This window comes from Thalassospira sp., from assembly GCF_030690045.1.
Taxonomy (GTDB): domain Bacteria; phylum Pseudomonadota; class Alphaproteobacteria; order Rhodospirillales; family Thalassospiraceae; genus Thalassospira.
This window is the reverse complement of record NZ_JAUYHK010000009.1, coordinates 196,244-219,944: the sequence shown is the minus strand read 5'-3', so window position 1 is coordinate 219,944 and position 23,701 is coordinate 196,244. Positions and strand designations below refer to the sequence as shown.

24 protein-coding genes are annotated in these 23,701 nt (G+C 56.7%); 13 read left to right on the top strand and 11 right to left on the bottom strand.

What is annotated here, in order from left to right:
• Positions 1-435: 435 nt before the first annotated feature.
• Positions 436-594: a hypothetical protein gene (locus Q8O73_RS04565; protein ID WP_305555637.1), complete on the top strand. Its 159-nt coding sequence runs from the start codon at positions 436-438 to the stop codon at positions 592-594.
• Positions 595-729: 135 nt separating this feature from the next.
• Here Q8O73_RS04565 and Q8O73_RS04560 read toward each other — a convergent pair whose 3' ends face one another.
• The 5 genes from Q8O73_RS04560 to Q8O73_RS04540 all read right to left on the bottom strand — a co-directional run bounded on the left by Q8O73_RS04560 (position 730) and on the right by Q8O73_RS04540 (position 4,746).
• Positions 730-1,920: a M20 aminoacylase family protein gene (locus Q8O73_RS04560; protein WP_305555634.1), complete on the bottom strand. Its 1,191-nt coding sequence runs from the start codon at positions 1,918-1,920 to the stop codon at positions 730-732.
• 98 nt (positions 1,921-2,018) lie between these two features.
• Entirely contained in the window at positions 2,019-2,507 is a 489-nt protein-coding gene (locus tag Q8O73_RS04555) for a hypothetical protein (protein WP_305555631.1), read from the bottom strand.
• A 2-nt stretch (positions 2,508-2,509) separates the two neighbouring features.
• Complete coding sequence (locus tag Q8O73_RS04550) at positions 2,510-3,340, bottom strand: DUF3100 domain-containing protein (protein WP_305555629.1); 831 nt, start codon at positions 3,338-3,340, stop codon at positions 2,510-2,512.
• A gap of 246 nt (positions 3,341-3,586) precedes the next feature.
• Positions 3,587-4,516 carry a LysR family transcriptional regulator gene (locus tag Q8O73_RS04545; RefSeq protein ID WP_305555627.1) on the bottom strand — a complete coding sequence of 310 codons (930 nt, stop codon included), beginning with the start codon at positions 4,514-4,516 and terminating at the stop codon, positions 3,587-3,589.
• Positions 4,513-4,746 carry a hypothetical protein gene (locus tag Q8O73_RS04540; RefSeq protein ID WP_305555624.1) on the bottom strand — a complete coding sequence of 78 codons (234 nt, stop codon included), beginning with the start codon at positions 4,744-4,746 and terminating at the stop codon, positions 4,513-4,515. Before Q8O73_RS04540 ends, Q8O73_RS04545 begins: the two co-directional genes overlap by 4 nt.
• Here Q8O73_RS04540 and Q8O73_RS04535 point away from each other — a divergent pair.
• Together Q8O73_RS04535 and Q8O73_RS04530 are read left to right on the top strand one after the other, a co-directional pair.
• Positions 4,739-5,599 carry an NAD(P)-dependent oxidoreductase gene (locus Q8O73_RS04535; protein WP_305555621.1) on the top strand — a complete coding sequence of 287 codons (861 nt, stop codon included), beginning with the start codon at positions 4,739-4,741 and terminating at the stop codon, positions 5,597-5,599. The two genes, Q8O73_RS04540 and Q8O73_RS04535, sit on opposite strands and share 8 nt — an antisense overlap.
• A complete protein-coding gene (locus Q8O73_RS04530) occupies positions 5,596-7,143 on the top strand; it encodes an aldehyde dehydrogenase family protein (protein ID WP_305555618.1) in 1,548 nt (515 codons plus the stop codon). The genes Q8O73_RS04535 and Q8O73_RS04530 overlap by 4 nt, the downstream gene beginning before the upstream one ends.
• Positions 7,144-7,206: 63 nt before the next feature.
• On the opposite strand, the gene Q8O73_RS04525 is transcribed toward Q8O73_RS04530, so the two are convergent.
• Entirely contained in the window at positions 7,207-8,844 is a 1,638-nt protein-coding gene (locus tag Q8O73_RS04525) for an electron transfer flavoprotein-ubiquinone oxidoreductase (protein WP_305555614.1), read from the bottom strand.
• A gap of 238 nt (positions 8,845-9,082) precedes the next feature.
• Between Q8O73_RS04525 and Q8O73_RS04520 the strand changes: the two genes are divergently transcribed.
• From Q8O73_RS04520 to Q8O73_RS04475, 10 genes are all read left to right on the top strand, one after another.
• A complete protein-coding gene (locus Q8O73_RS04520) occupies positions 9,083-9,991 on the top strand; it encodes a uracil-DNA glycosylase family protein (protein WP_305555611.1) in 909 nt (302 codons plus the stop codon).
• Positions 9,992-10,005: 14 nt separating this feature from the next.
• Positions 10,006-10,899, top strand: a complete 894-nt coding sequence (locus Q8O73_RS04515; RefSeq protein ID WP_305555608.1) for a LysR family transcriptional regulator — start codon at positions 10,006-10,008, stop codon at positions 10,897-10,899.
• A gap of 90 nt (positions 10,900-10,989) precedes the next feature.
• Positions 10,990-11,838 carry a putative hydro-lyase gene (locus Q8O73_RS04510; protein WP_305555605.1) on the top strand — a complete coding sequence of 283 codons (849 nt, stop codon included), beginning with the start codon at positions 10,990-10,992 and terminating at the stop codon, positions 11,836-11,838.
• 35 nt (positions 11,839-11,873) lie between these two features.
• Positions 11,874-12,923, top strand: a complete 1,050-nt coding sequence (locus Q8O73_RS04505; protein WP_305555603.1) for a TRAP transporter substrate-binding protein — start codon at positions 11,874-11,876, stop codon at positions 12,921-12,923.
• 62 nt (positions 12,924-12,985) lie between these two features.
• Complete coding sequence (locus Q8O73_RS04500; protein WP_305555601.1) at positions 12,986-13,534, top strand: TRAP transporter small permease subunit; 549 nt, start codon at positions 12,986-12,988, stop codon at positions 13,532-13,534.
• Entirely contained in the window at positions 13,531-14,811 is a 1,281-nt protein-coding gene (locus Q8O73_RS04495; RefSeq protein ID WP_305555598.1) for a TRAP transporter large permease, read from the top strand. The genes Q8O73_RS04500 and Q8O73_RS04495 overlap by 4 nt, the downstream gene beginning before the upstream one ends.
• Positions 14,812-14,934: 123 nt before the next feature.
• Positions 14,935-15,615, top strand: a complete 681-nt coding sequence (locus Q8O73_RS04490; RefSeq protein ID WP_305555595.1) for a DUF2848 domain-containing protein — start codon at positions 14,935-14,937, stop codon at positions 15,613-15,615.
• A gap of 45 nt (positions 15,616-15,660) precedes the next feature.
• Positions 15,661-16,935, top strand: coding sequence for an amidase (locus Q8O73_RS04485; RefSeq protein ID WP_305555592.1), 1,275 nt, complete (start codon positions 15,661-15,663; stop codon positions 16,933-16,935).
• 290 nt (positions 16,936-17,225) lie between these two features.
• Positions 17,226-19,016: a lytic transglycosylase domain-containing protein gene (locus tag Q8O73_RS04480; protein WP_305555589.1), complete on the top strand. Its 1,791-nt coding sequence runs from the start codon at positions 17,226-17,228 to the stop codon at positions 19,014-19,016.
• On the top strand, positions 19,016-19,279 hold the full coding sequence (locus Q8O73_RS04475) for a hypothetical protein (RefSeq protein ID WP_305555586.1): 264 nt from the start codon (positions 19,016-19,018) through the stop codon (positions 19,277-19,279). Before Q8O73_RS04480 ends, Q8O73_RS04475 begins: the two co-directional genes overlap by 1 nt.
• 10 nt (positions 19,280-19,289) lie before the next feature.
• On the opposite strand, the gene Q8O73_RS04470 is transcribed toward Q8O73_RS04475, so the two are convergent.
• From Q8O73_RS04470 to ccmE, 5 genes are all read right to left on the bottom strand, one after another.
• Positions 19,290-19,991 carry a cytochrome C biogenesis protein CcmI gene (locus Q8O73_RS04470; RefSeq protein WP_305555653.1) on the bottom strand — a complete coding sequence of 234 codons (702 nt, stop codon included), beginning with the start codon at positions 19,989-19,991 and terminating at the stop codon, positions 19,290-19,292.
• A gap of 7 nt (positions 19,992-19,998) precedes the next feature.
• Positions 19,999-20,484, bottom strand: coding sequence for a cytochrome c-type biogenesis protein (locus tag Q8O73_RS04465; protein WP_305555583.1), 486 nt, complete (start codon positions 20,482-20,484; stop codon positions 19,999-20,001).
• Complete coding sequence (locus Q8O73_RS04460; protein WP_305555580.1) at positions 20,481-21,017, bottom strand: DsbE family thiol:disulfide interchange protein; 537 nt, start codon at positions 21,015-21,017, stop codon at positions 20,481-20,483. The genes Q8O73_RS04465 and Q8O73_RS04460 overlap by 4 nt, the downstream gene beginning before the upstream one ends.
• Positions 21,014-23,065 carry a heme lyase CcmF/NrfE family subunit gene (locus tag Q8O73_RS04455; RefSeq protein WP_305555577.1) on the bottom strand — a complete coding sequence of 684 codons (2,052 nt, stop codon included), beginning with the start codon at positions 23,063-23,065 and terminating at the stop codon, positions 21,014-21,016. The genes Q8O73_RS04460 and Q8O73_RS04455 overlap by 4 nt, the downstream gene beginning before the upstream one ends.
• 133 nt (positions 23,066-23,198) lie before the next feature.
• Positions 23,199-23,687 carry a cytochrome c maturation protein CcmE gene (gene ccmE, locus Q8O73_RS04450; protein ID WP_305555574.1) on the bottom strand — a complete coding sequence of 163 codons (489 nt, stop codon included), beginning with the start codon at positions 23,685-23,687 and terminating at the stop codon, positions 23,199-23,201.
• Positions 23,688-23,701 lie beyond the last annotated feature (14 nt).

Sequence of the window (23,701 nt, the reverse complement as noted above, 5' to 3'; positions counted from 1 at the left end):
AGCCCCCGAATCGTCAACCGGGCAGAACCGATGCACACAAGACGGACTACCCCCGTGGGACTTTGGCGAGGCTCCATCAGGGGTACTTGATATGGCGCCCATACCCCCGTCTGCCTCACAAGCCGCATCCGAAACTGCAGGCTTGGGTCTTCCTTCCACCGCCGGGCTTCCGCCCCACGTTAACCGAACCCGTCGCAAGATGGCCCGGCCAAAACCCGCCTGTCCCGCAATCACGGGAACCGGATAAGCCCGGACAAACCTCGTGCCTCCGCCCGCCACGCCAAACGCCCGGCAACGGACCCACGACCCGCTCCTGCCACCTCGGCAATGCCGGATGGCTCCCGCCCCGATCCGGGCAGGGCGTACCACCGACAAGACGCAACTCGGGCGTCTTGACAAATGGCCGGGTTAGCGGACCCGCGCAGGACCTCCGTAATGGCTTTTCCACCCGCCGGTCATAATCTTGCGGGGTCGCCCGCCGCCCTGTCTGTTTATGTATCGCTGCATGATCGTCTCTTTCCTCTGGCCCAAACGCAAAAACCCGCAAGGCACAAGGCCTTGCGGGTTTCGGTCCGGGCGGAATTGTCCCGTTGACTTTTCTGTTATGTCACAGCGAAAAGAACAAATCAAGAACTTTTTTCAAGAAATCTGAAAAAACTTTGGATGTGTGCTGTTGTCTGATCAAAAATGGCGGAAAACAAGGGGTTTTATGGGGCGCATCGCCTGAAATCAGGCCGCCGCTGCCCCTTGGACAAGCGCAATCCAGTAACTGACCCCGACCGGCAGGGCATCGTCATTGAAATCATAGGCGGCATTGTGCAACAGGCAATCGCCATCGGTCGGCCCGTTCCCCATCCACACATAACTGCCCGGCACCTTTTCCAGCATAAAGGCGAAATCCTCGCTCGCCATCGACGGTTCGGGGGCGGTATCGATATGATCGGCACCGACAATTTTTTGTGCGGCATCAAGGGCGGTTGCGGTGGCACCGGCATCATTGATGGTGGCGGGATAACGGCGCTGATAGGTGATGGTGGCCGTGCAGTCAAAGGCGCGGGCGGTGTGGGTTGCCATGTCTTTCAACCGTTGTTCGACCGCATCCTGCACATGGGCGGCAAAGGTGCGCACCGTGCCGCGGATTGTCGCGGTGGACGGAATGACATTCCATGTATCGCCCCCGAAAATCCAGGTGGGCGAAATCACCGCACTTTGCAACGGATTGACATTGCGCGCCGGGATGGTCTGCAAACCGGTCAGGATTTGCCCGGCGGCGGTAATCGGATCGCGGCCCAGATGCGGCATGGCGGCGTGGCACCCCTTGCCCTCCACCACAATCTCGAACACGTCGTAACTGGCCATCATCGGCCCGGCTTGCATCGCCATATCGCCCACCGGAATCCCCGGCCAGTTATGCAACCCATAAACCGCATCGACCGGAAATGCGTCAAACAGGCCCTGTTCGACCATCACCCGACCGCCGCCCTCATTTTCCTCGGCGGGCTGGAAAATGAAATCCACCGTCCCGGCAAAATCGGGATTTTCGGCCAGAATGCGCGCCGCGCCGAGCAACATCGTCATATGGCCGTCATGGCCGCAGGCATGCATCTTGCCCGGATGGCGCGACGCATAGGGTAAATTGGTGGTTTCATGGATATCCAGCGCGTCCATATCCGCCCGCAATCCAATCCGCCGTCCCGGCCCGCGATTGCCGGTCAGGGTCGCGACCACCCCGGTCCCGGCAAGTCCGGTATGAACCTGAAGGCCAAAAGACGTCAGTTTTTCGGCAATAAAGGCGCTGGTCTGATGTTCTTCAAAGGCGGTTTCGGGATGGGCATGAAGATGATGCCGCCATTCCGTCAATTCACCGGCAAGTTCAAGGGCGCGGGGGTGACAGGCAATATGGGGCGGGATGACGGTCATCGGGCGGGCCTTTTTGATAAAACAGATGGGGCAGTTTCACGAAACAGGGGCCCCTTCATATTGAACGGAGCCCCTGTAACATCAAGTTCCGGTCTGGGTCAGATCCCCTGAAGATTAAGGATCAGTTCGGCAATCAGAACCGACCCGGCATAGGTCCCCAGAAAGACAAAACAGGCAACAAGTGCCAGTTTCCAGCCGGAATGTTTGGCAATTTCGATTTCCTTGCGGGCAATCGCAAAACCGGCATAGGCAAGGGCCGGTGTGGCAAGGGCAAGGAAATCAACCGATTTGGCCTGGGCAACAACCCATTCCGATCCCGGTGTCCACGGCAGGGTGACCAGAATACCGACCAGTGAAATCCACGCGACACTGGGCAGATAAAACGGCGCAAACCGGGTCAGTAACAGGCCCGCCATCGAAATCAGGTAAATCACAACCATGCCGACAAAACCGTCGGAAATGGCGGTGCCCGGCCCGGTGGTATTCATGATCAACCCGACCAGACAGACAATCACCAGTGTTACGGCATGATCGACGATATCGATTTTCGGGCGTTTGGAGGACTCGATTGCAATGCTTTCCGACATGATCAGGCCTCCTTGTGGGCGGCGTTGGCGGCATCGTTCTTGCCTGCCGTCGCTTCATAGATTTTTTCAACAACCGGCAGGGCAATGAACAGCCCGACATACAGCCCGGTGGCATAGGTCAAAAGATTGCTGGCCCCGGCCAGTGCCAGAATTTCATCCTTCATATCGGGGATGGCCGATGTCAGGGCCCCGGTGCAGGCGGCCATCATCGAACCGCTGCCGATACCGCATGCCATCGCCAATGCGCGCGGATCAAAATATTCCATGCTGGCAAAAACCGATGCCAGAATGGCAAAAATAAAGGTGCCAAACAGGGTGCCGATCACATAAACGCCCATCACTCCGGCCCCTTCGGGGCTTTTGAGGGTGTAACGGTCGGCAATGATGGCCAGATTGGGTTCGCGGGCGATTGAAAATGTCGCGCCGATGGCTTCACGGCCCATTTTCAGGCCCCAGACTGCCAGCGGAAACGCCAGAACGATGGTGCCAAGATTACCGAGTTCCTGAAGCAACAGGGCCGGACCCGCTGCAATAATGGTCTCAATCGCCGGGCCGATGGTGGTGCCGAATTTGGCAATAAACGGCATGATCGCAATAACGATCAGCGGCGATGCTGCCGCGACTTCTTTTTTGCCAATGAATTTGGCGAATTTCGGCATCACATTGGGATTCATCAACGCTGCCATGACAAACGCATAGAGCAGCGGCAATAACAGGATCGCCCCGATCCCGAACGGAATTTTCCGGATGCCAATCAATTCGGCGATGACGCCGACAACAATAACTGCAAGATGAAGCCGCCATAGCTCCATTTGCCCCCGCATCGCATTCATATTCCCTGTCTCCTTGTCAGTCGCGCAAGCCAGCGCAAGTGTTTTGGGCCATCATGACCCAATATTGCGCATCATCCCTTTGGGGCGGTTGCCCCTGCTTCCCGGCGACGACCAAATTCACAGGACGTTCACTTGTATGCCGGGTATTTTGACTGACAATGAAAACTCGCCCCCGGTGGTGCAAGTGCCATTTTGGGATGCTTTTGTTGCCGTTGCGGCAACAGCTTGCCGGGGGGCAGACCGGGATCAGGACAGCGTGTCGGGATATTGCGCCGACCCAAAGGCCTCCATCCTGTCCCGGATCATCGCGGTAACGGCCCGCACGGCGGCTGTTTTCGGGCGCCCCTTGCGCACCAGCAAATGCGACGGCACATCGGCCAGAAACGGGTCGGTCAGGGGTACAGCCACAACCTCGCCCCGGCGCAATTGCCGCGATACGGCAAAGGCCGGCAAATAGGTAATGCCGCAACCGCTCAGGACAAAATGCACGGCAACATTGATCGAATCGGCGGTCAGAAACGCATCGCGGCACAGCCGGTTGCCGTGATCGACCTTGGCCAGCAGTTTGCTGACACCAAAATGCGGGTTCAGAATGGCACCGGGATAGGGCAGGGTATCGGCAAGGCAGCAACTGCTTTTGCGGGCCAGATCAAAATGCGGCGGCACCAATGCACATAACGGCGCGTGATCCTCGGCCAGCAATTCCAGATCGGGATTGCGCGGCGGATTGAAAACCAAGCCGATATCATAATCATCATGCAGGATGCCCGCCGTCATTTTTTCCGTTCCGGCCACGGCAATCGTCAGGCGGATATCGGGAAATTCGGTGCGCAACGGCTTGACCGCATGATTGACCAGATCGACCACAAATCCTTCGCCGGTGGCAATGCGCACTGTCCCGGCGACCGCACCGCTGGCGGCGGCAAGTTCCACCCCGAAACTTTCATCCAGTTCAATGCGCCGCCGGGCATGGGCGGCAACCATATGGCCCGATCCGGTAAAAACGATACCGCGTTTGGTCCGCTCCATCAAAAGCGTTTGCAAATGATCTTCCAGGGCGGCGATCTGTCGGCTGATGGCAGACGGGGCAATCCGCAAATGTTCGGCGGCGGTGCGGATTGATCCGGCCTCATAAACGGCCAGAAAATAACGCAACGGCTTGTCATCTATTCTCATGGCGGCATCACCGGGATTGTCAGAAAAACAAAAGACGCATCGTGATCATAGATCATACCTGTTGCTGTTTCGGCAACATGATGTTTCGCCGATTGATCTTGATAGCAGTCCGCTTTCCCCCGAAAGCTGAAAGAAGCAGAACCAAAAACAGCCGTCACAAAAGAGAGGCAAGTCATCGTGAAAATATCAAAAATCGGTGTTATCGGTTTGGGAAATATGGGGATGGGCATGGTCCGCACCCTGTTGCGCGAACGCTTCGAGGTGGTCGGGTTTGACCTGAATGCGGCCCGCATGGCCGAAGCCGCCGCTGCGGGTGCGATGATCGCGGCGGATATCGATCAGCTTTTCCATGATGCCGAAACCGTCATCCTGTCCTTGCCAACCGCGCAGCATGTGCGTGGCACACTGGCCGGAAGCCACGGTTTGCTGTCGCTGGGCACCTCGCCGCGTCTGGTGATCGACACCACCACATCCGAACCCGATGTCACCCGTGAACTGGATGTCTTGCTGCGCCATCAGGGGCATATCCTGATTGACGCGCCGGTCAGTGGCGGCCCCGCCGGGGCCAATAGCGGCCAGTTGACGATGATGGTCGGCGGAGCGAATGCCGATGTCGCCACCGCCATGCCGGTATTGCAGGCCCTGGCCGGGAAAATTACCCATGTCGGCCCGACCGGGGCCGGGCATGTCGTCAAACTGGTCAATAACATGTTGTGCGCCGCCCATCTTCTGACCATGAGCGAGGCCGTCCGTCTGGCAGAGGCCGCCGATGTATCGGCTGAACGTCTGATCGCCGCCCTGAATGCCGGATCGGGGCGCAGCGCAATCAGCGAGGTCAACTACCCGAAATGGATCATGAATGGTGCCTTTGACAGCGGTTTTACCATGGGGCTGATGCGCAAGGATGTGCGTCTGGCGATGGCACTGGCCGATGACAAGGGGGCGGAATTGCCCGTTGCTCGTCTGGTTGGCGATATCTGGGGTGCCAGCATCGAAACCCTTGATGACACGGCCGATTTCAACCGGATCGTCACATGTGACCCCACCCCCGATACTGCCCCCCGTGCAGGAGAAAAATCATGACCGCTTCGACATCTGTATCCTCCCTTGCCCCGCGTGATTATACCCGGGTGATGGCGGTGTTTTTTGGCGATATGCCGATTGGCAGCTGGATCAATGGCAAAATGGTGCCGGGCACCGGGGCCGAATTTGACCTGATTGATCCGGCGACGGCAAAACCGTTTCTGACCCTGCGCGATGCCGGGGCGGAATTGGTCGATGTGGCGATGAGCGCCGCCGCGGCCGCCCAGAAAATCTGGTGGAGCAAAACCCCGTCGGATCGCGGGCGTATTTTGTGGCAGATCGGCCAACAGGTCCGCGCCGCCCAGGAAGATCTGGCGCTTTTGGAAACCGTTGGCGCGGGCAAGCCGATCCGCGATACACGGGTCGAGGTTTTAAAAGTCGCCGAGATGTTTGAATATTATGCCGGTTGGGCCGACAAACTGCATGGTGATGTCATTCCGGTTCCGACCAGCCATCTGAATTATACCCGCCCGGAACCTTATGGTGTGGTGACGCAAATCACGCCGTGGAATGCACCGGTCTTTACCGCAGGCTGGCAGGTTGCCCCGGCCCTGTGCGCGGGCAATGCCGCGGTGTTGAAGCCATCGGAAATGACACCCCTGACCTCGTTGGCACTGGCGGTTCTGGCGCAAAAGGCCGGGTTGCCCGACGGGGTGATGACGGTTCTGACCGGGCTTGGGGCAACCACCGGGCAGGCGGCGACCACCCATGATATCACCCGCAAGGTGGTATTTGTCGGATCACCCCGCACCGGGGCGATGATCGCCGCGCAGGCGGCGCGCAATGTTGTGCCCTGCGTTCTGGAACTGGGCGGGAAATCGGCCAATATCGTGTTTGACGATGCCGATCTGAAACGGACCGCCCTTGGTGCGCAGGCCGCCATTTTCTCCGGCGCGGGGCAAAGTTGTGTGGCCGGGTCGCGGTTGCTGGTGCAACGGTCGGTGCTGGACCGGTTTGTCGATCTGGTGGTGGCCGGGGCCGATCATATCCCGGTGGGGGATCCGTTGAATGCCGCAACCCAGATCGGGCCGATCAACAATGCCGCACAATATCAAACCGTGCAAAATATGATCGCTGCCGGGCAGGCTGAAGGTGCGCAATTGCTGGCGGGTGGTGTGCGTCCTGGCGATGCCGCCTGTCAGGACGGGTATTTTCTGCGCCCCACCGTTTTGGGACAGGTCCGTAACGATATGCAGATCGCACGCGAGGAAATCTTTGGTCCGGTGGTCTCGGTCATCGCCTTTGACGATGAAGACGAAGCAATTGCCATTGCCAATGACAATAAATTCGGGCTGGCCGGGGCGGTCTGGACCGGGGCGGTGGATCGTGCGCACCGGGTCGCCAGCCGGGTACGCGCCGGAACATTCTGGATCAACAGTTACAAAACCATCAGCGTGATGTCGCCGTTTGGCGGCTTTGGCGCCAGCGGTTATGGCCGGTCCAGTGGCCGCGAAGGCCTGATGGAATATATGCAACCCAAAAGCATCTGGACCGAAACGGCGGCCAACCCGCCGGTCGGGTTCGGCTATGCCCCGGATGTTTGACTTCAATAATCAGACGATCAATGAAAACGGGCCGCCTTGCCGGGCGGCCCGTTTTTGTCGGCATCACATATTGGGATAATTGGGGCCGCCGCCACCTTCGGGTACCACCCAGACAATATTCTGGGTCGGGTCCTTGATGTCGCAGGTTTTGCAATGCACGCAATTCTGGGCATTGATCTGCAACCGTTTGCCCCCGGCGACTTCATCCTCGACAAATTCATAGACCCCGGCGGGGCAATACCGCGCCTCCGGCCCGTCATAAATTGCAAGATTGGTCGCCACCGGCACGCTGGCATCTTTCAATGTCAGGTGGATCGGCTGGTCTTCTTCATGATTGGTGTTCGATAAAAACACCGACGACAATTTGTCAAAACTGACCTTGCCATCGGGTTTGGGGTAATCGATTTTCGGCATGTCGGCTGCCGGTTTCAGGCAGTCATGATCGGCATGGTTTTTAAAGGTCCAGGGGGCCTTGCCCGCGAACAGATAAGTATCCACCGCGCTATAGGCCATCCCGCCCCAAAATCCCCATTTGGCGAAGCTGGGCCGGATATTGCGGACCTTGTGCAGTTCCGGATAGACCCAACTGTTTTTGAGTTTTTCCGGATAGGATTCCATCACCGGGGCCGGGGCATCCGATGTCAGTTGTTCAAAGGCGGCCTCGGCGGCCAGCATACCGGTTTTCATGGCGGTATGCGATCCCTTGATCTTGGGCACATTCATGAAACCGGCCGAACAGCCAATCAGGCAACCGCCCGGAAAAACCAGATCGGGCAGGGATTGAAACCCGCCTTCATTAAGGGCGCGTGCGCCATACGAAATGCGGCGGCCCTTTTCAAATAACGGACGCACCGACGGATGGGTTTTGAAACGCTGAAATTCTTCAAACGGGCTGAGATGCGGGTTTTCGTAATCCAGCCCGATGACAAAACCGACCACCACCTGATGATTGTCAAGATGATACAGAAACGACCCGCCATAGGTCTTGCTGTCCAGCGGCCAGCCCACCGTATGACGGATCAGGCCTTCCTGGTGGACTTCGGGATCGACTTCCCACAATTCCTTGATACCGATGCCATATGTTTGCGGATCGGAATTTTTGCGCAGATCGAATTTCTTGATCAGCTGTTCAGACAGCGACCCACGGCATCCTTCGGCAAAAAAGGTATATTTGGCGTGCAGTTCCATGCCCGGCTGATGATGGGGGCCAGGCGTACCATCCCGCTGTATGCCCATATCGCCGGTGGCAATGCCACGCACCGATCCGGCTTCGTCAAACAGCACCTCGGCGGCAGCGAAACCAGGATAGACTTCTATCCCCATGCTTTCGGCCTGTTCGCCCAGCCAGCGGCACAGATTGCCAAGGCTGATGATATAATTGCCCTTGTTATGCATTTGCGGCGGGGTCGGCATTTTGATGGCCGATGTTTCGCCCAGCATCATGAACTGGTCCTTTGTGGCAGGCACATTCAGGGGCGCACCCCGTTCCTGCCAGTCAGGGAACAATTCATTCAGCGAACGCGGTTCAAAAACCGCACCGGAAAGCGTGTGTGCCCCGACTTCGGAGCCCTTTTCCACCACGCAAACCGTGATTTCCTTTTGCTGTTCCCGGGCGAGTTGCATCAGGCGGATGGCTGCGGACAGGCCGGATACACCGGCACCGACGACAACCACGTCGAATTCCATGGATTCCCGTTCCATCTGGTCTCTCTCCTTTGCCAGCAATTGGACCGGACTGTTTCCGTCCGTGTCGTATGCTGGCGTATAACCAATGATCAGGGTCTCGCCCAAGCCCTGATTTCTCATTCTGAGTATCTTAATCGGTATAGATGTACCGATTTAACCCGGCTTTGTATATGGTGCAAGTGATGTAAAACCGTTAAAGTCCGCAACACGACACCATAACTACCGCACCGCAACATACACTCCGACTGTGTAGATGAGCAAACCAATTACAGATTTTGATGTGAAAAACCTCGACCCGTTGCAGGCGCTGATCTGGCAATTCGAGATGGGCGCAGACGAGGCGATTGCCGACGAGCCGCTGGACCGTTTCCGCGCATCCGAAAGCCTCAGCCGTCAGGCGGCACAGGGCGGGCCCGGTGCCGCGCCGGGGGCCGGGGCCGGAATGCGTCCGGCCTTTGGTAATGCTGCAACACCTGCTTATCGCCCGGCACCGGCACCAAACCATAATGCCGGGGGTGGTGCGGGTGGATTTTTATTGTCCGATACCCCGCAAGAAGCCCGGCAATCGGCACGCGATGCGGCGGCATCTGCCAAAAATCTGGATGAATTGCGCAATGCCTTGCTGGCGTTCGAGGGATGCGCATTAAAAAAATCCGCCAGTAATACGGTTTTTGGCACCGGCAATCCGGAGGCCAGACTGGTATTGGTAGGCGAGGCACCGGGGGCAGAGGAAGACCGGCAGGGCCTGCCTTTTGTCGGACCGAGCGGCAAGTTGCTGGACGCGATGTTACGGTCGATCGGGCTGGCGCGCGAGGATGTTTATATTACCAATGTCCTGCCGTGGCGACCGCCGGGAAACCGCCCGCCGACGACGGCGGAAATCGCGGTTTGCGAACCGTTTGTCCGTCGTCATCTGGCGCTGATTGCGCCGCGTGTGGTGGTGTGTCTGGGTGGCAGTTCGGCCAAAACCCTGATGGATGAGGATCGCGGCATTACCCGTCTGCGCGGTGTGTGGAAAGACATGCCATTCGAGGACGGAAAAAATGCACAGATCACTGCCATGTTCCATCCGGCCTATCTGCTGCGTACTCCGGAACAAAAACGGCTGGCATGGCGCGACTTGCGGGCGGTGGCGCAAAAACTGGCCCAGCCACATTCTTGAAACCGGGTGATCGCGTGTTTGAATTCAAAGACATTGAAATCCTCCAGGATATTGTCAAGGCAGGCGGGTTTCGGGCCGCAGCACAGAAATACGATCTGTCGCAATCGGCGATTTCATCGCGGGTTTCGGCCTTGGAAAAAAAGCTGGGCATTTTGTTGTTTGACCGCAGCAACCGTCAGGTCCGCCTGACCGCCGCCGGATTGCGGTTTTTGGAAGAAGCACAAAGGCTGCTGCGTGCGCGTGACCGCATCTGGCAGGAGCTGACCCATCCCGGCGAACTCAGTGGCACCGTGCGGATCGGGGTGGCGGAAACCATTGTTCATACGATCCTGACCGGGATGCTGAACAAACTGAAAAACGATTACGCCAAGGTGCGGTTTGAATTGTCGGTCGATACCTCCAGTCAGTTGGCAACGTTGTTGGCCGATGATGTTTTGGATGTGGCGATTTTGTTGCGCGATTCGGTGCCGCAAGGGGCCGTTGCCGTGCCGCTGCGTCCTGTGCAACTGGGTTGGTATTGCACCGAATCGATGGATTTACCCGATCATCCATTGTCGCTGGGTGAATTGGCGAAACACGCGATTGTAACCTTTCCCAAGGGAACATTGCCATTTCGCGAGGTTGAAAGCATTTTTTCCGCCCCCGATATCTCGCCGCCTGCCTTGCATGGGTCGGCGTCGCTATCGACGGTCAAACATCTGGTCAGTGGCGGTTTTGGCATTGGCGTTCTGCCGGTTTTGATGGCCGAAAGCACATCCTGGGATGAACATATCAAGTCGATTCCGGTGCGGGATGAAGCCCGGCTCAGCGAATTGCATTTCGTCATCAGCTATTTTCCCGAAAGAAATCGCGAAATCGGCGAAGCGGTTTCGCAGGCGGCACGGCTTTTTGATCACAATGATCTATAAAAACGATCAATAAAGTGATAAAATGATTACTTGACAAGATCGGTCTGGTTTCCCAAGCTGAGAATGAGGCTAAGAAACAGGATCGAACGAATGAACGCGACCGACCAGACGGCCCTTCTTTCAAAAACGGATATGATATCGGCTGCCGCTATGTCGCCGCTTGCCTTGCGTCACGCCATTCGGGCGGGCAAACACCGCGGCACGACCACCGGATATGCATCGGGTTTTCTTCAGGGAAATCTGGCGATCCTGCCCCGCGATCATGCCGATGCGTTTTTGCAATTCTGCATGAAAAATCCCAAGGCTAGCCCGTTGATCGGCATGTCCGAACCGGGTTCGCCGCATATTCCGGCCCTGGGCCGTGATCTTGATATCCGCACCGATTTGCCCGGTTATCGGGTTTTTCGCGGCACCACCGATTATCAAACCGTGACCGATCTGACATCCGTGTGGCGTGATGATCTGGTGACGTTTGTTCTGGGCTGTTCCTTTTCGTTTGAAGACGCGATAACGCGCGGCGGCGTGCCTGTCCGCCATATCGTGGCAGGTCGCAATGTGCCGATGTATGTCACCAACATTGCTACTGCACCGGCCGGGCCGTTCCACGGCCCGCTGGTGGTGTCGATGCGGTCCTTTACGCCGTCCGATGCCATCAAGGCCATTTTGTATTCTGACCGATACCGCCTTGCCCACGGCGCGCCTGTTCATATGGGCGATCCGGCGGGTATTGGCATCAAGGATCTCATGAAACCGGATTTTGGTGATGCGCCCGTCATGGACAAAGGCGACATCCCGGTTTTCTGGGCTTGCGGCGTAACACCGCAAATGGCGATCCGCAACGTGTTGCCGGATCTGGCGATCACACATGAACCCGGGCTGATGCTGGTGACCGATCTTCCGGCTGAATCTGCTGAATTCATGTCGGTCGGTACTGCATAATAACAACAACTTTCTATATCAGAGGACTGGAACCGATGAAAAAAACACTCTTTACCCTTCTTGCGGCTTCGGCACTGAGTGCCGGTGTCGTTGCGGCCCCGGCGCAGGCCGAAGACCTTTCGGTCGTCGGAAGCTGGAGCAACCTGCCGCTGCACAAACAGTTTGAAGCCCCGTTCTGGACCGAACAGCTTCCGGCTGCGTCGGGCGGCTCTATTTCCGTTCAGATGACCACCCATGACCAGATGGGCATTGGCGGTGGCGACGTTTTCCGTATTCTCAATGATGGCGTGTTTGACGTTGCAATGACCGTTGCCGATTATGCCGTGGGCGATGCCCCTGAACTTGAAGGCCTTGACGTACCGCTGGTCGCCAATACCGCCGCCGAAGCCAAGGCGATGGTCGAAGCCGCCCGTCCGATGGTGGAAGACATTTTCAAGGACCGCTTTAACGCCAAGGTTCTGGCCGTGGCGCCCTATCCGCCGCAGATCGTTTTTTGCAAGGGCGCAGTGACCTCGCTTGCCGATCTTCAGGGCAAAAAGGTCCGGGGATCGGGCCGTATGACCACCAAATTCCTCGAAGCCTTGGGCGCGGTTGGCGTCAATGTGGCGTTTTCCGAAGTGCCGGGCGCACTGGAACGTGGCGTGATTGATTGTGCCGTAACCGGTGCCGGTTCGGGATACAGTGCCGGCTGGTGGGAAGTTTCCGACCATCTGCTGCCGATTCCGCTGGGCGGTTGGGATTCGGTTGTGACCGCAATGAATATGGAAAAATGGGAAAGCCTGTCGGCGGACACCCAGAACCTGATCACCACCGAAATCAAAACCAAATTTGAAGATGCGGCATGGGCTGCTGCTGCGGCGTCGATTGATACCGACATCGCCTGCCTGACCGGCGGCACCTGCCCGGCTGGCGAAGCCGCCAACATGACCCTGGTGGAAACCACCGATGCCGATCTTGCCAAGGCAAAGGAAATCCTGACCACCACCGTTCTGCCGGAATGGGCCGAACGCGCCGGTAAGGATTGGGCCGCTCGCTGGAACGACACTGTTGGTAAAACAGTTGGCGTTACTGTACCACTTAGCTGATCAAATCCGGATCGGGGCCTGACAGGATCAGGTCCCGATTCCTGCTTGGTGGAGGGCCGTTTATGACCACTTCAATCATTGCGGCCATTCGCCGCATCAACCGCACGATTGCGCTGTTGGTCGGGTTTGTCCTGATTTCCTGCGTATTTTTGATCCTTGCCGATATTGTTTTCCGTGAATTTGGCGTTTCGTTTGGCGGGTCCGATGAAATATCGGGTTATGTCATGGCGGGCACGGCAAGCTGGGGCATGGCCTATGCCCTGACCGAACTGGCCCATGTCCGGATTGATCTGATCCGGTTGCGTTTGCGTTCGATGGCGCAGGCCCTGATGGATCTGTTTGCGATTACCGCCCTTGCCGGAACCACCATTGTCATTGCCGTGCAAGGCTGGCCGGTTTTGTCCAAGACGCTGGAACGTGGATCGCGTGCCAATACGCCGCTTGAAACACCGTTATGGATTCCGCAGGTTTTCTGGCTTTCGGGCTGGGTCTGGTTTGCAACATGCGCCAGTTTGCTGGTGCTTCTGACTTTGGTTTTGCTGTGGCAGCGCGACCTCAAACAGGCTGATGCCCTTGTTGGCGCACGCTCCGAACTGGAGTTGGAACAATGATTTTTTCCGTAACTGCGGGCCTTCTGGGTCTTTTGGCGCTGTCGATACCGGTTGGTATTGTTTTGTTTTTGCTGGGTTTCGGGATTGATCAGTTTTTTTCGGCTTTTCCCCTGTCGCGTGCGTTGGGGCAAGTCGTCTGGTCTGCCTCCAATTCATCGACCCTGATCGCTATTCCGTTTTTTGTTCTGTTGGGCGAAATTCTGGTGCGGGGTGGCATTGCCGAACGGACCTATGCCGCGCTTGATAAATGGTTTTCGTGGCTGCCGGGTGGGTTGATCCACGCCAATATCGGCACCGCCACCATGTTTTCGGCAACATCCGGGTCATCGGTGGCAACAGCCGCGACGGTGGCAACGGTGGCAATGCCGCAGGCGGAAAAACTGGGATATGATCCACGGCTGTTTTCCGGGGCGATTGCCGCAGGCGGAACGCTGGGCATCATGATTCCGCCGTCGATCAATCTGATCGTGTACGGGTTCTTGACCGAAACATCAATCCCGCGCCTGTTTCTGGCCGGGTTGATTCCGGGGTTGCTGATGGCGGTGGCCTTTATGGCGGTGACGGCGATCCTGTGCAAAATCAAACCATCACTGGGCGGTGAAAGCCGGTCTTTTAGCTGGTCAGAACGTTTCGCCAGCCTGAAACAGCTTGGCCCGATCATTGTTCTGTTTGCAGTCGTGATCGGATCGATCTATGCCGGGTGGGCAACGCCAACTGAATCAGCGGCCCTTGGGGTGGCGATGGCGTTTCTGATCGCACTGGCCAATGGTGGCGTGTCGCGGGAAATGATCAGCCAAAGCCTGCATGGCACGGTGCGGATTACCTCCATGATCATGCTGGTGATTATCGGGGCCTATTTCCTGAATTTCACCCTGACATCGGCCGGTATGGGACGCGAATTGCAGGATATGCTGACGGGGCTTGATCTCAGCCCGTTTGGGACCCTGATGATCGTCATTCTGCTGTATATCGTGCTGGGCTTTTTCATTGAAACCCTGTCGTTGATGGTGGCGACCATTCCGATCATTGTGCCGATCATGGTCGGTATGGGTTTTGACAAGGTGTGGTTTGGCATCCTTCTGATCGTTTTGATCGAAATGGCGCTGATCACTCCGCCTGTGGGGCTGAATCTGTATGTGGTACAGGGCGCGCGAAAATCGGGCCGTTTGTCACAGGTCATGGTCGGGGCGATACCCTTTGTGCTGGTGATGCTGGCGATGGTCGCCCTGCTGGTGGCGGTGCCGTCTGTTGCCCTTTTCCTGCCCGATAACTTTTAAAAAAGGCGCGGTCGTCTGCTGTCATCGCGGGCGACCGCCCCTGTTTTCAACACAGAACATGTTGCCGATGCTGCCCCATCCTTGCGGGCACAGGGCATCTTTGACAATCAGGACCAGAATATCATGCAATTTACTGTTGATGGCACCGCTCTGACCCTTAAATTTTCCCATTGCACGGTGGCGGGCTGGACCGGCCGCAACAAGGCGGCGATCCAGCATCACATTGATGAACTTGCGGCAATCGGTGTTACCCCGCCGTCGTCCGTGCCACTTTATTACCGGGTGGCGTCGGGGATTTTGACCGGGGAAAACCGCATCGAAGTGGTTGGGCCGGGGACTTCGGGCGAAATCGAACCGTTTCTGGTGGCCCATGACGGTACGATGTATATCGGTCTGGCATCCGATCACACCGACCGCGACCTTGAAGCCCATTCGGTTGCCTTGTCCAAACAGGCATGCCTGAAGCCGGTCGCGGCTACCCTGTGGCGGTTTGACGAGGTGGCCGGTCATCTGGACCAGCTTGAAATGCGGTCATGGATTCGCGAAGGTAACAGCGACGAGTGGGTTCTTTATCAGGATGGTCTGGTCGCGGCGATACGACCGTTATCCGATCTGATCGACGGATCAAAATTTGTTGCCGCCGCGACCGATGGCAAGGCCGCCGGGATGTTGTGCGGCACGTTGGGGGTGGTATCGGGCGGAGTGCGTCCGGCGCGGGCCTTTAAAATGGAATTGCGTGACCCGGTGTTAAACCGTGTTATTGCGCATGAATATGACATTATCGAACTGCCGGTTATTTCCTGATTATTTTCCGATAGTTTTCTGCCACGCATTGCAAGGATCAGTTTTATGGGATGGATTGTGGACAAGGCCCGCGCCGCGATTACACGGGTGGACCAGTTGGGCGAACGGGCGCAAACCCTGTTTACCGAATTTGACCCGGAACGAATCCTTGCCGATGCCGGGCGTGCCGAACAACGGGTCGCGACCAGCGACCGGCCCCTGCCGCTGGCCGGGATGCTGGTATCGGTCAAGGATTTGTATGACGAAGCCGGTATCGTGACGACGGCCGGGTCGCGCCTGTTGCAGGATCAACCCCCGGCAAGCAAAGACGCCCCGCTGATTACCCGCATCAAGGAAGCCGGGGCGGTGCCGTTTAGCCGCACGAATATGAGCGAATTTGCCTATTCCGGTGTCGGGTTGAACCCGCATTACGGAACGCCGGGCAATGTGTTTGACGAAACCCGTATTTCCGGCGGATCGACATCGGGTGGTGCCTTGACGGTGGCGCTGGGCCTTGCCGATATTGCGCTGGGAACCGATACTGGCGGGTCGGTGCGTATTCCGTCCGCCATTAATGGTCTGGTCGGGTTCAAGCCCAGCCGTCAGGCTGTGTCGGGCGACGGCATTCATCCGCTGGCCCCGACCTTTGACACACCGGGGCCGTTGGCGCGGGATCTTGCCACTGCGATTGCCGCCTTTGATGTGATGTCCGGGCAGAAAACCCCGATGATCACCGAATTCGATACCTTGCCGCTGACCTTTGCCATTCCGGAAAATGCCTTTGTCACCGATCTGGATGACACGGTGCAGGCGGCATGGGACAAGTTTTGCAAGGTCTTGAGAAAAGCCGGGCATTCTTTGGTCAGTCTGGATTTCGGCTTTTTGCAACAGGCGATTTCGGTCAATAAAATCATTGTGTCGGTCGAGGCGCACAAGATTTATGGCAAGGATATCAAAAAGCTGGAAAGCTGCGGCGATGCGCGTGTCCTGAACCGCATCCGGTTTTGTGAAACCCTGTCAGATGGTGATATCGCCGACGCCTATGGCCTGCGTGATCAGGTGATCGCACAGTTTAATGCGCAAATGAGCCATGCCGATATTTTGCTGGCTCCGACCTTGCAAATGATGGCCCCGACCATTGCCGATACCGAGGCCGATTTTGACCGGCTGAATGCCGCCATGTTGCGCAATACGTCGCTTTTAAATCTTGCCGATGCCTGTGCCATTTCATTGCCGGTCGGACTTTCGGGGGGGAACCCCGGTGCGATTATGCTGGCGGCCCCGCATGGCGGGGATCAAACCCTGCTGGCAGCGGCCCAAAGAATTGCAGGGCTTCTGTAGCAATACAGAAACGTTCCAAATATAATTTGAATTTTTTGCTGCTCTGCACGCACAGGGCAGTAGAACTTAAGTATCTGATATTGGATAAAACGTTTCGTGGATCGTGGTTTTAATGTATATATGCTGGCAACAAGGCGGATGAAAATCGTCAAATAACTGGTTGCGACGTCAAACTGCTTCGGGCTAGAACCCATGAAACTCGCGGGTTCTGTTTTGGGGAAAGACTGGTTTTGATCGAAGCGTTAAAATTTGCGTCGTCGCGTTTCGTGACGGGTGTTCGTTGCGGCCTTATGACCTGCGTGGTTGCCTTTGGGATTGCCGGTTTTGCGCCGATGCCCCATGCCGCACAGCAGGAACAGGCCGCCCTTGACGAACCCGGTACGTTTAACGCCGTCACCAATACCATTCCCCAGCCGCTTTCCACCCGCGATGCCGAACTTTACCAACAGATTTTTGCCGTTCAGGAACAGGGCCGCTGGGATGATGCGGACCGCCTGATTGCGCGCCTGTCAGATAATTTGCTAATCGGGCATGTTCAGGCGCAACGTTATTTGCATCCGACGGCCTATCGTTCGCGCTATTCCGAATTGCGCGACTGGCTGGCGATTTATGCCGATCATCCGCAGGCTCCGACCATTTATAAACTGGCCCTGACGCGCCGTGGCAATGCCAGCGCCCCGAAAAAACCGGTGGGCGGTTATTTGAATGGTGGCGGTTATGATTATGAAAATGTTCTGCCCTATCGTCACAAATCAACCAAACAGCTTTTGCAAAGCGAACGCGGGCGTGTTGCCTCCCTGAAAAATATCATCAAATCGCGGATCGGGTCCGGCTGGCCGACCGGTGCGCTTGAAATTCTGGATGGCGACGATGCGCAACGCCTGTTTGATGCTTATGAACAGGATGCCGCACGTGCGTCGATTGCGGCGGGGTATTATTATTTTGGCAAGCCCGATCTGGCATTGAAACATGCGGGGCAGGCGGCGAAACGTTCGGGTAAATATTTGCCCGATGCCCATTGGATGGCCGGTTTGACCGCGTGGCGTCTGGGCGACATGGATCGGGCGCATGGCCATTTTTCCGCCCTGTCTGAAAACAAATATGCCTCAAGTTGGACCCGTTCGGCGGGGGCCTTCTGGGCCGCCCGAATTGATCTTGCCACCGGCAAGTTTGATCAGGCGGACCATTTCCTGAAACGGGCCGCCGAAGACCCGCGTACTTTTTACGGGCTTCTGGCGGTGCGCGCACTGGGTCGCGATGATATGTTCGATTGGGACAGTCTGGTGCTGACCGATGACCGTATCAACAAGTTGCGGCTGGAACCCTCCACCCGGCGCGCCCTTGCCCTGTTGCAAATCAATCAGAATGACGACGCCGAACGCGAATTGCGCAAGGCCGCGATCACCGATGATCCACGCTTGCAGCGGGCGGTGCTGTCACTGGCTGATGCCGCATCCTTTGCGCCGCTGACCTTACGATTGGGCAGTCATATTGCCCAGAAAACCGGTGAAGTGATTGTCAATGCGCTTTATCCGGTACCCCATTGGGAACCCGAAGGCGGATTTGAGGTGGACCGGGCGCTGATTTATGCCCTGATGCGGCAGGAATCGGGCTTCAATACCGAGGCGCGCAGCCATGCCGGGGCACGGGGCCTGATGCAATTGATGCCCGCCACCGCCAGCTATATCGGCAATACCCGTTATCAGGGGGAAAAACGCGCCGAACTGTATCAGCCCGAAGTCAATCTCAGCCTTGGTCAGAAATACGTCGGGCATCTTCTGGATCAGAACGGCATTGATAACGGATTTTTGCAGTTGATGGCGGCCTATAATGGTGGCATCGGCAATCTGGGGCGCTGGCAGAAGGCGTTGAAGGATAACGAAGACCCGCTTTATTTCATCGAAAGCATCCCGTCGCGTGAAACCCGGATGTTTATTGAAAAAGTCATGGCGAATTTGTGGATGTATCGCGGGCGTCTGGGGCAGGATACCCCGTCGCGCGACAGTCTGGCCGCCGGTAAATGGCCGACCTATGATGCGCAGGAAGCCGGAAAAGAAGGTCTGGCTGCGGCGGCCCGGTAATGTCGGGAAAACAGGACCGTTCGGATAACACCTTACGTCAAAATCACGATCCACGGGTACAGGGTACGATTCTTGATCGTATCTTCATGCCGCCAATGAGTGGCGAAGAAGCCCTGCGGCGGTTTCAGGCATCACACGGTCAGGACATCCCCCAATCGGAACTGTCGGCGCTGTCGCCCGTAATGCGATGTGTCGCGGTGGCCGGAACACTGGTTTTGATCGTCGGGGTTTTGCTGGGCGTGTTTTATCTGATTTCCCGATAAGATTTGCGTGTTATTCGTCTGCGCCCATGCGGGCTTGAAGGGCGGTAATTTGGGCCTCGGTGGCGGCACCCAGAGGGTCATTTGCAGGAATATCGCGCAACAAATCCTGCCATACCCGCAAGGCAATCGCAGAATCGCCCTGTTGCTCCAGCATCATGCCGTAATAATAACGGCTCAGATAATGATTGGGCATCTGGCCCAGCGCATGTAACACCAGATCACGCGATGCCGCATCAATTTTGCCATCTGCGGCGGTGATGCGGGTATCGGCATATTCAATCGCCAGAGAGGGGTTATGGCCTGATAATTCATAAGCCCGACCATAGGCCGCCATGGCGCGGTCAATATCACCCAGCCGTAATGATCCGCGAGCCAGAACGATCCAGCCTTGCAGATTGCGCGGATTGACTTCCAGTGTCAGGACAATCTGCGACAAAAGGCGGCGAATTTGCAAATCGGTCTGGCTGTTGGTATCGATGGTGGTACCGTCTGTGGCGGAGGCAACGGCAAGGTTGCGTTCTTCTTCGCGTTCGACATAGGGGCTGGCAGGCAGATGCGGTGTGCCAAGCCAGATATACAGCCCGCCTGCAGCCAGAACGGGCATAAAGGCCAGTATCATCGGCAGGCGATGATAACCAACCGGGCGCGGACAGGCCAGCCAGACTGCCAGAACCGCCAATAACGCAACAATGCCGATCCCCACCCAGATCATCACATCCTCAGTCCTGCGACGGACGCAAAAGGTCATCAAGACGTCGCCGTTCCGCATCGGAAAGCGCCTGCGGGCTGTTGGTCACGGCGTCGTTTTTCTTGCGCCGATAAAAGGCAAAAACCCCGACCCCGGCAAAGATCAGCAGGAAAAACGGGCTGCCCCACAAAATATAGGTTTCGGGTTTCAGCGGCGGGTTCAGCAAAACATAATCGCCATATCGATCAACAATATAATCAAGGGTCTGCTGATCGCTGTCCCCGGCCACCAGACGTTCGCGCACCAGAACGCGTAAATCCCGCGCCAGATCGGCATCCGAATCATCAATCGACTGATTCTGACAGACCAGACAGCGCAATTCCTTGCTGATCTCGCGGGCGCGTTGTTCCAGCACCGGATTGGCCAGCATTTCATCCGGGAGAACGGCCAGGGCTGGTTGCGTTGTGACAAGCAGGGCGGCAAACAGCCACAAAAAATGTCTGGCGGGGCGGATCATCCCTGTAACTCCTGAATTTTCGGCAGCAAGACATTTTGCAGGATGTCGGGGCTGACCGGGCCGACATGTTTGTAACGAATACGGCCATTGCCATCGATGATGAAAGTTTCCGGAACGCCGTAAACCCCAAAATCAATGCCGGTCCGCCCGGAAATATCCATGCCGACCGCCGTATAGGGGTCGCCCAGTTCATTCAACCAGATTACCCCGTCTTGCGGGTCTTTTTCCTTGTAATTCAGGCCATAGACCGCAACACCGGATTCCTTTGCCAGCCGCTGGATCAGCGGATGTTCGGCCCGGCAGGGCACACACCACGAGGCAAAAATATTCAGAACCGATACCTGACCATTTGCCAGATCACTGCGGGCAAGGCCCTTGTCGCGGCCCGGCAGAGGCGGCAGCGAGAAATCAGGCACCGGTTTGTCAATCAGAGCCGAAGGGACAACCGATGTATCCTTGCCCAGATTGACCAGAAAGGCCCCGGCAAGGGCGACAAAAAGCACAAGGGGAATGACAGCGATCCAGAACCTCATTGGGTCGGTCCTTCATTCTTTTTGAAAAATAGCAAGGCACGCATGAAAACAGACATAATTCCCCCGATCAAGATGATGATCATTCCGGCCCAAACCCATGACATCATGGGAAAAAACCGAATATTGACGATGCGTCCACCGTCTTCGGCGCGTTCGCCGACAGTGACATGAAGATCGCCATCCCGGCTGTGCCAGACATCGGCTTCAATGGTTTCAACCCCGCGCACCGGATAATACCGGACTTCGGGCGATAACTGGCCCAAAGGCTGGGCATTCTGATACAGAATGAATGTGGCTTTTCTGGTTGCATAATTTTCACCGGGCAGCAAAGCCACGCCTTCATATTGCAAATTATACGGGCCGATTTCGATACTTTGGCCGCTTCGCGCCGACAGAACGATTTCTTCCTGCCACAGGGTGCTTGCGGATGCCCCTGCCACCAGTAACCCCATGCCGATATGCGCCAGTGTCATACCCGTATAATGCGGCCCCAACCGCGCAATATTGCGGTATTTGGTGCCGCTTTGATCGCGGTTGCGGCGTAACCGTTCCCACAGATCGGCAATCGAGGCGGTGACGATCCATGCGGCAAGACCGATCCCCAATAACGGCAAGGGAGAAGCATTGATATGCCGCATCCAGACAAACAACGTAATCACGGCCGACATGATCAGTGGCAGTTTCAACCGCCCCGCCAGCGAAAATGCCCGGTCCTGCCGCCAGCGCAAGGAGGGGGCCAGTCCCATCACAAGTAATATCGGCACAACAACCGGCAACAGCGCCTGCACAAAAAACGGTGGTCCAACCGTCACAATACTGTCGCCGATCCAGCGCACAATCAAGGGATAGACAGTGCCGGTCAGAATGATCGCTGCGGCAACTGCAAACAGCACACTGTTGATAAACAACCCGCTTTCGCGCGACAGAAAGGAAAAATCAGCCGCTTCGCGCAATTGTCCAGCAGTGCGTGAAAACAGAAAATACGCACCGCCCATCACAATGCAAAACCCGATCAGCAAGGTGGCATGTTCACCGGTGGCAATCAGGGCGGCGGGCAACGGACCCAGCCAGTCGGACCGCACCAGAAACATGCCGAACCATCCCGCGCCAAAGGCCGATAAGGCAAGCAACGCCGTCCAGGGCTTCAAGGCCTCGGTTTTTTCAAGGGCGGTCAGGCAATGTAACAGCGCGGTCGCCAGTATCCAGGGCAATAACACGGCATTTTCGACAACATCCCAATACCACCATTGTCCCCATCCCTGTTCAATATAGGACCGGTATGTGCCGGTCAGGATGGCTGCGCCCAGAAACAGCCATGCCGATACGGCCCACGGCCCCATCTGCCGAGCCCAGACACGGTCAAGCTGTGCCCGGGGCAGGGCGGCAAAGGTTGTGGCAAAAATCACCGATAACGCTGCCAGCCCGGCATAGAGCAATGGGGCATGGATCAGGGTCAGGACATCCTGCCTCAGTGGATCAAACCCCATGCCGTCCAGTGGCGGGGCCGGATCGCGCAAAAACGGGTTGCCATCAATAATTGCACTGGCGGCCAGTAGGGCCATGATCAGCCCCAGCACAGCAAGGGTCGTGTCGGTATTTTGAATGCGCTGTGACAGGTGGCTTTGTACCCAGAAAAAAACCGATGCCAGTGCCGTCAGGCTGATCCATAACAGGATGGCGCAATTTTCTGGTGTGATGGCAGCACTGATACGATAAAATAAAGGGGTGGATGAATGACTGTAATCGGCAACCAGCGGCAGCGAAAAATCGCTGATGATAAAGCTGTAGATCAGCGCCCCCTGCGCCATGAATGCCAGCAGGCAGATCATCACGGGCAAAGGCCATAGCAGGCGGGCGGTTTGGCCTTTGTCGGCTTCAAAACCGGCATTGCCCTTTTCTGGCGACAATTGCGCTAAAATCTCGCCATGTTCGGAGGCCAGTTTTATCGGACGGAAAAAGGCCATGCGTACCGGGCAAAAAAGCACAGCCTGAGCACAGCCAAGGGCAAGAAGAAGAATAAGGGCAAAATGTCCGAGTTCTGCGATCATGCCGGGTAAATGCTTTATCCTGTCAGAAGCGGGGAAACCAACCTGCGTCTGATATAAACCAGTTTGCCATAAAAATTAACACACAGTCGCAACAGGCAGGCCGCAACAGCGCGTTATCCTTACAGAATGTGGCTTAATTGAGCATGTTTTCGGCATTTTTTGCTTCAAGTTCCTGCCAGTATCCGCTTTCTTTCAGGGCATCGGCCACTTCGCGCGGCATGTAATTCTCATCATGCTTGGCCAGAACCTCGCGGGCGACAAATTGCCCGTTGCTGTTCATGCTGCCTTCGGCGACCACGCCCTGACCTTCGCGGAACAGATCGGGCAGGATGCCGGTATAGGAAACGGTGATGCTGTTGGCCATGTCGGTGACAACAAAAAGCGTGGTTTCTCCCGATCCGACCTTGGTAATGCTGCCTTCTTCCACCAATCCGCCAACGCGCAACCGGCGGGCTTCGTCAATCGGTGACTGGGCGGCGATTTCGGTCGGGCTGAAAAAGAAAACAACAGATTCCTCAAACGCGGTCAGGGCCAGTGCTGCGGCACCGGCAATCGCCAACAGGGCGGCACCGGCAAGATACAGGCGTTGACGTTTGCGGGATTTGGCGCGGGATAAGGACACGTCGGTATTCTCCG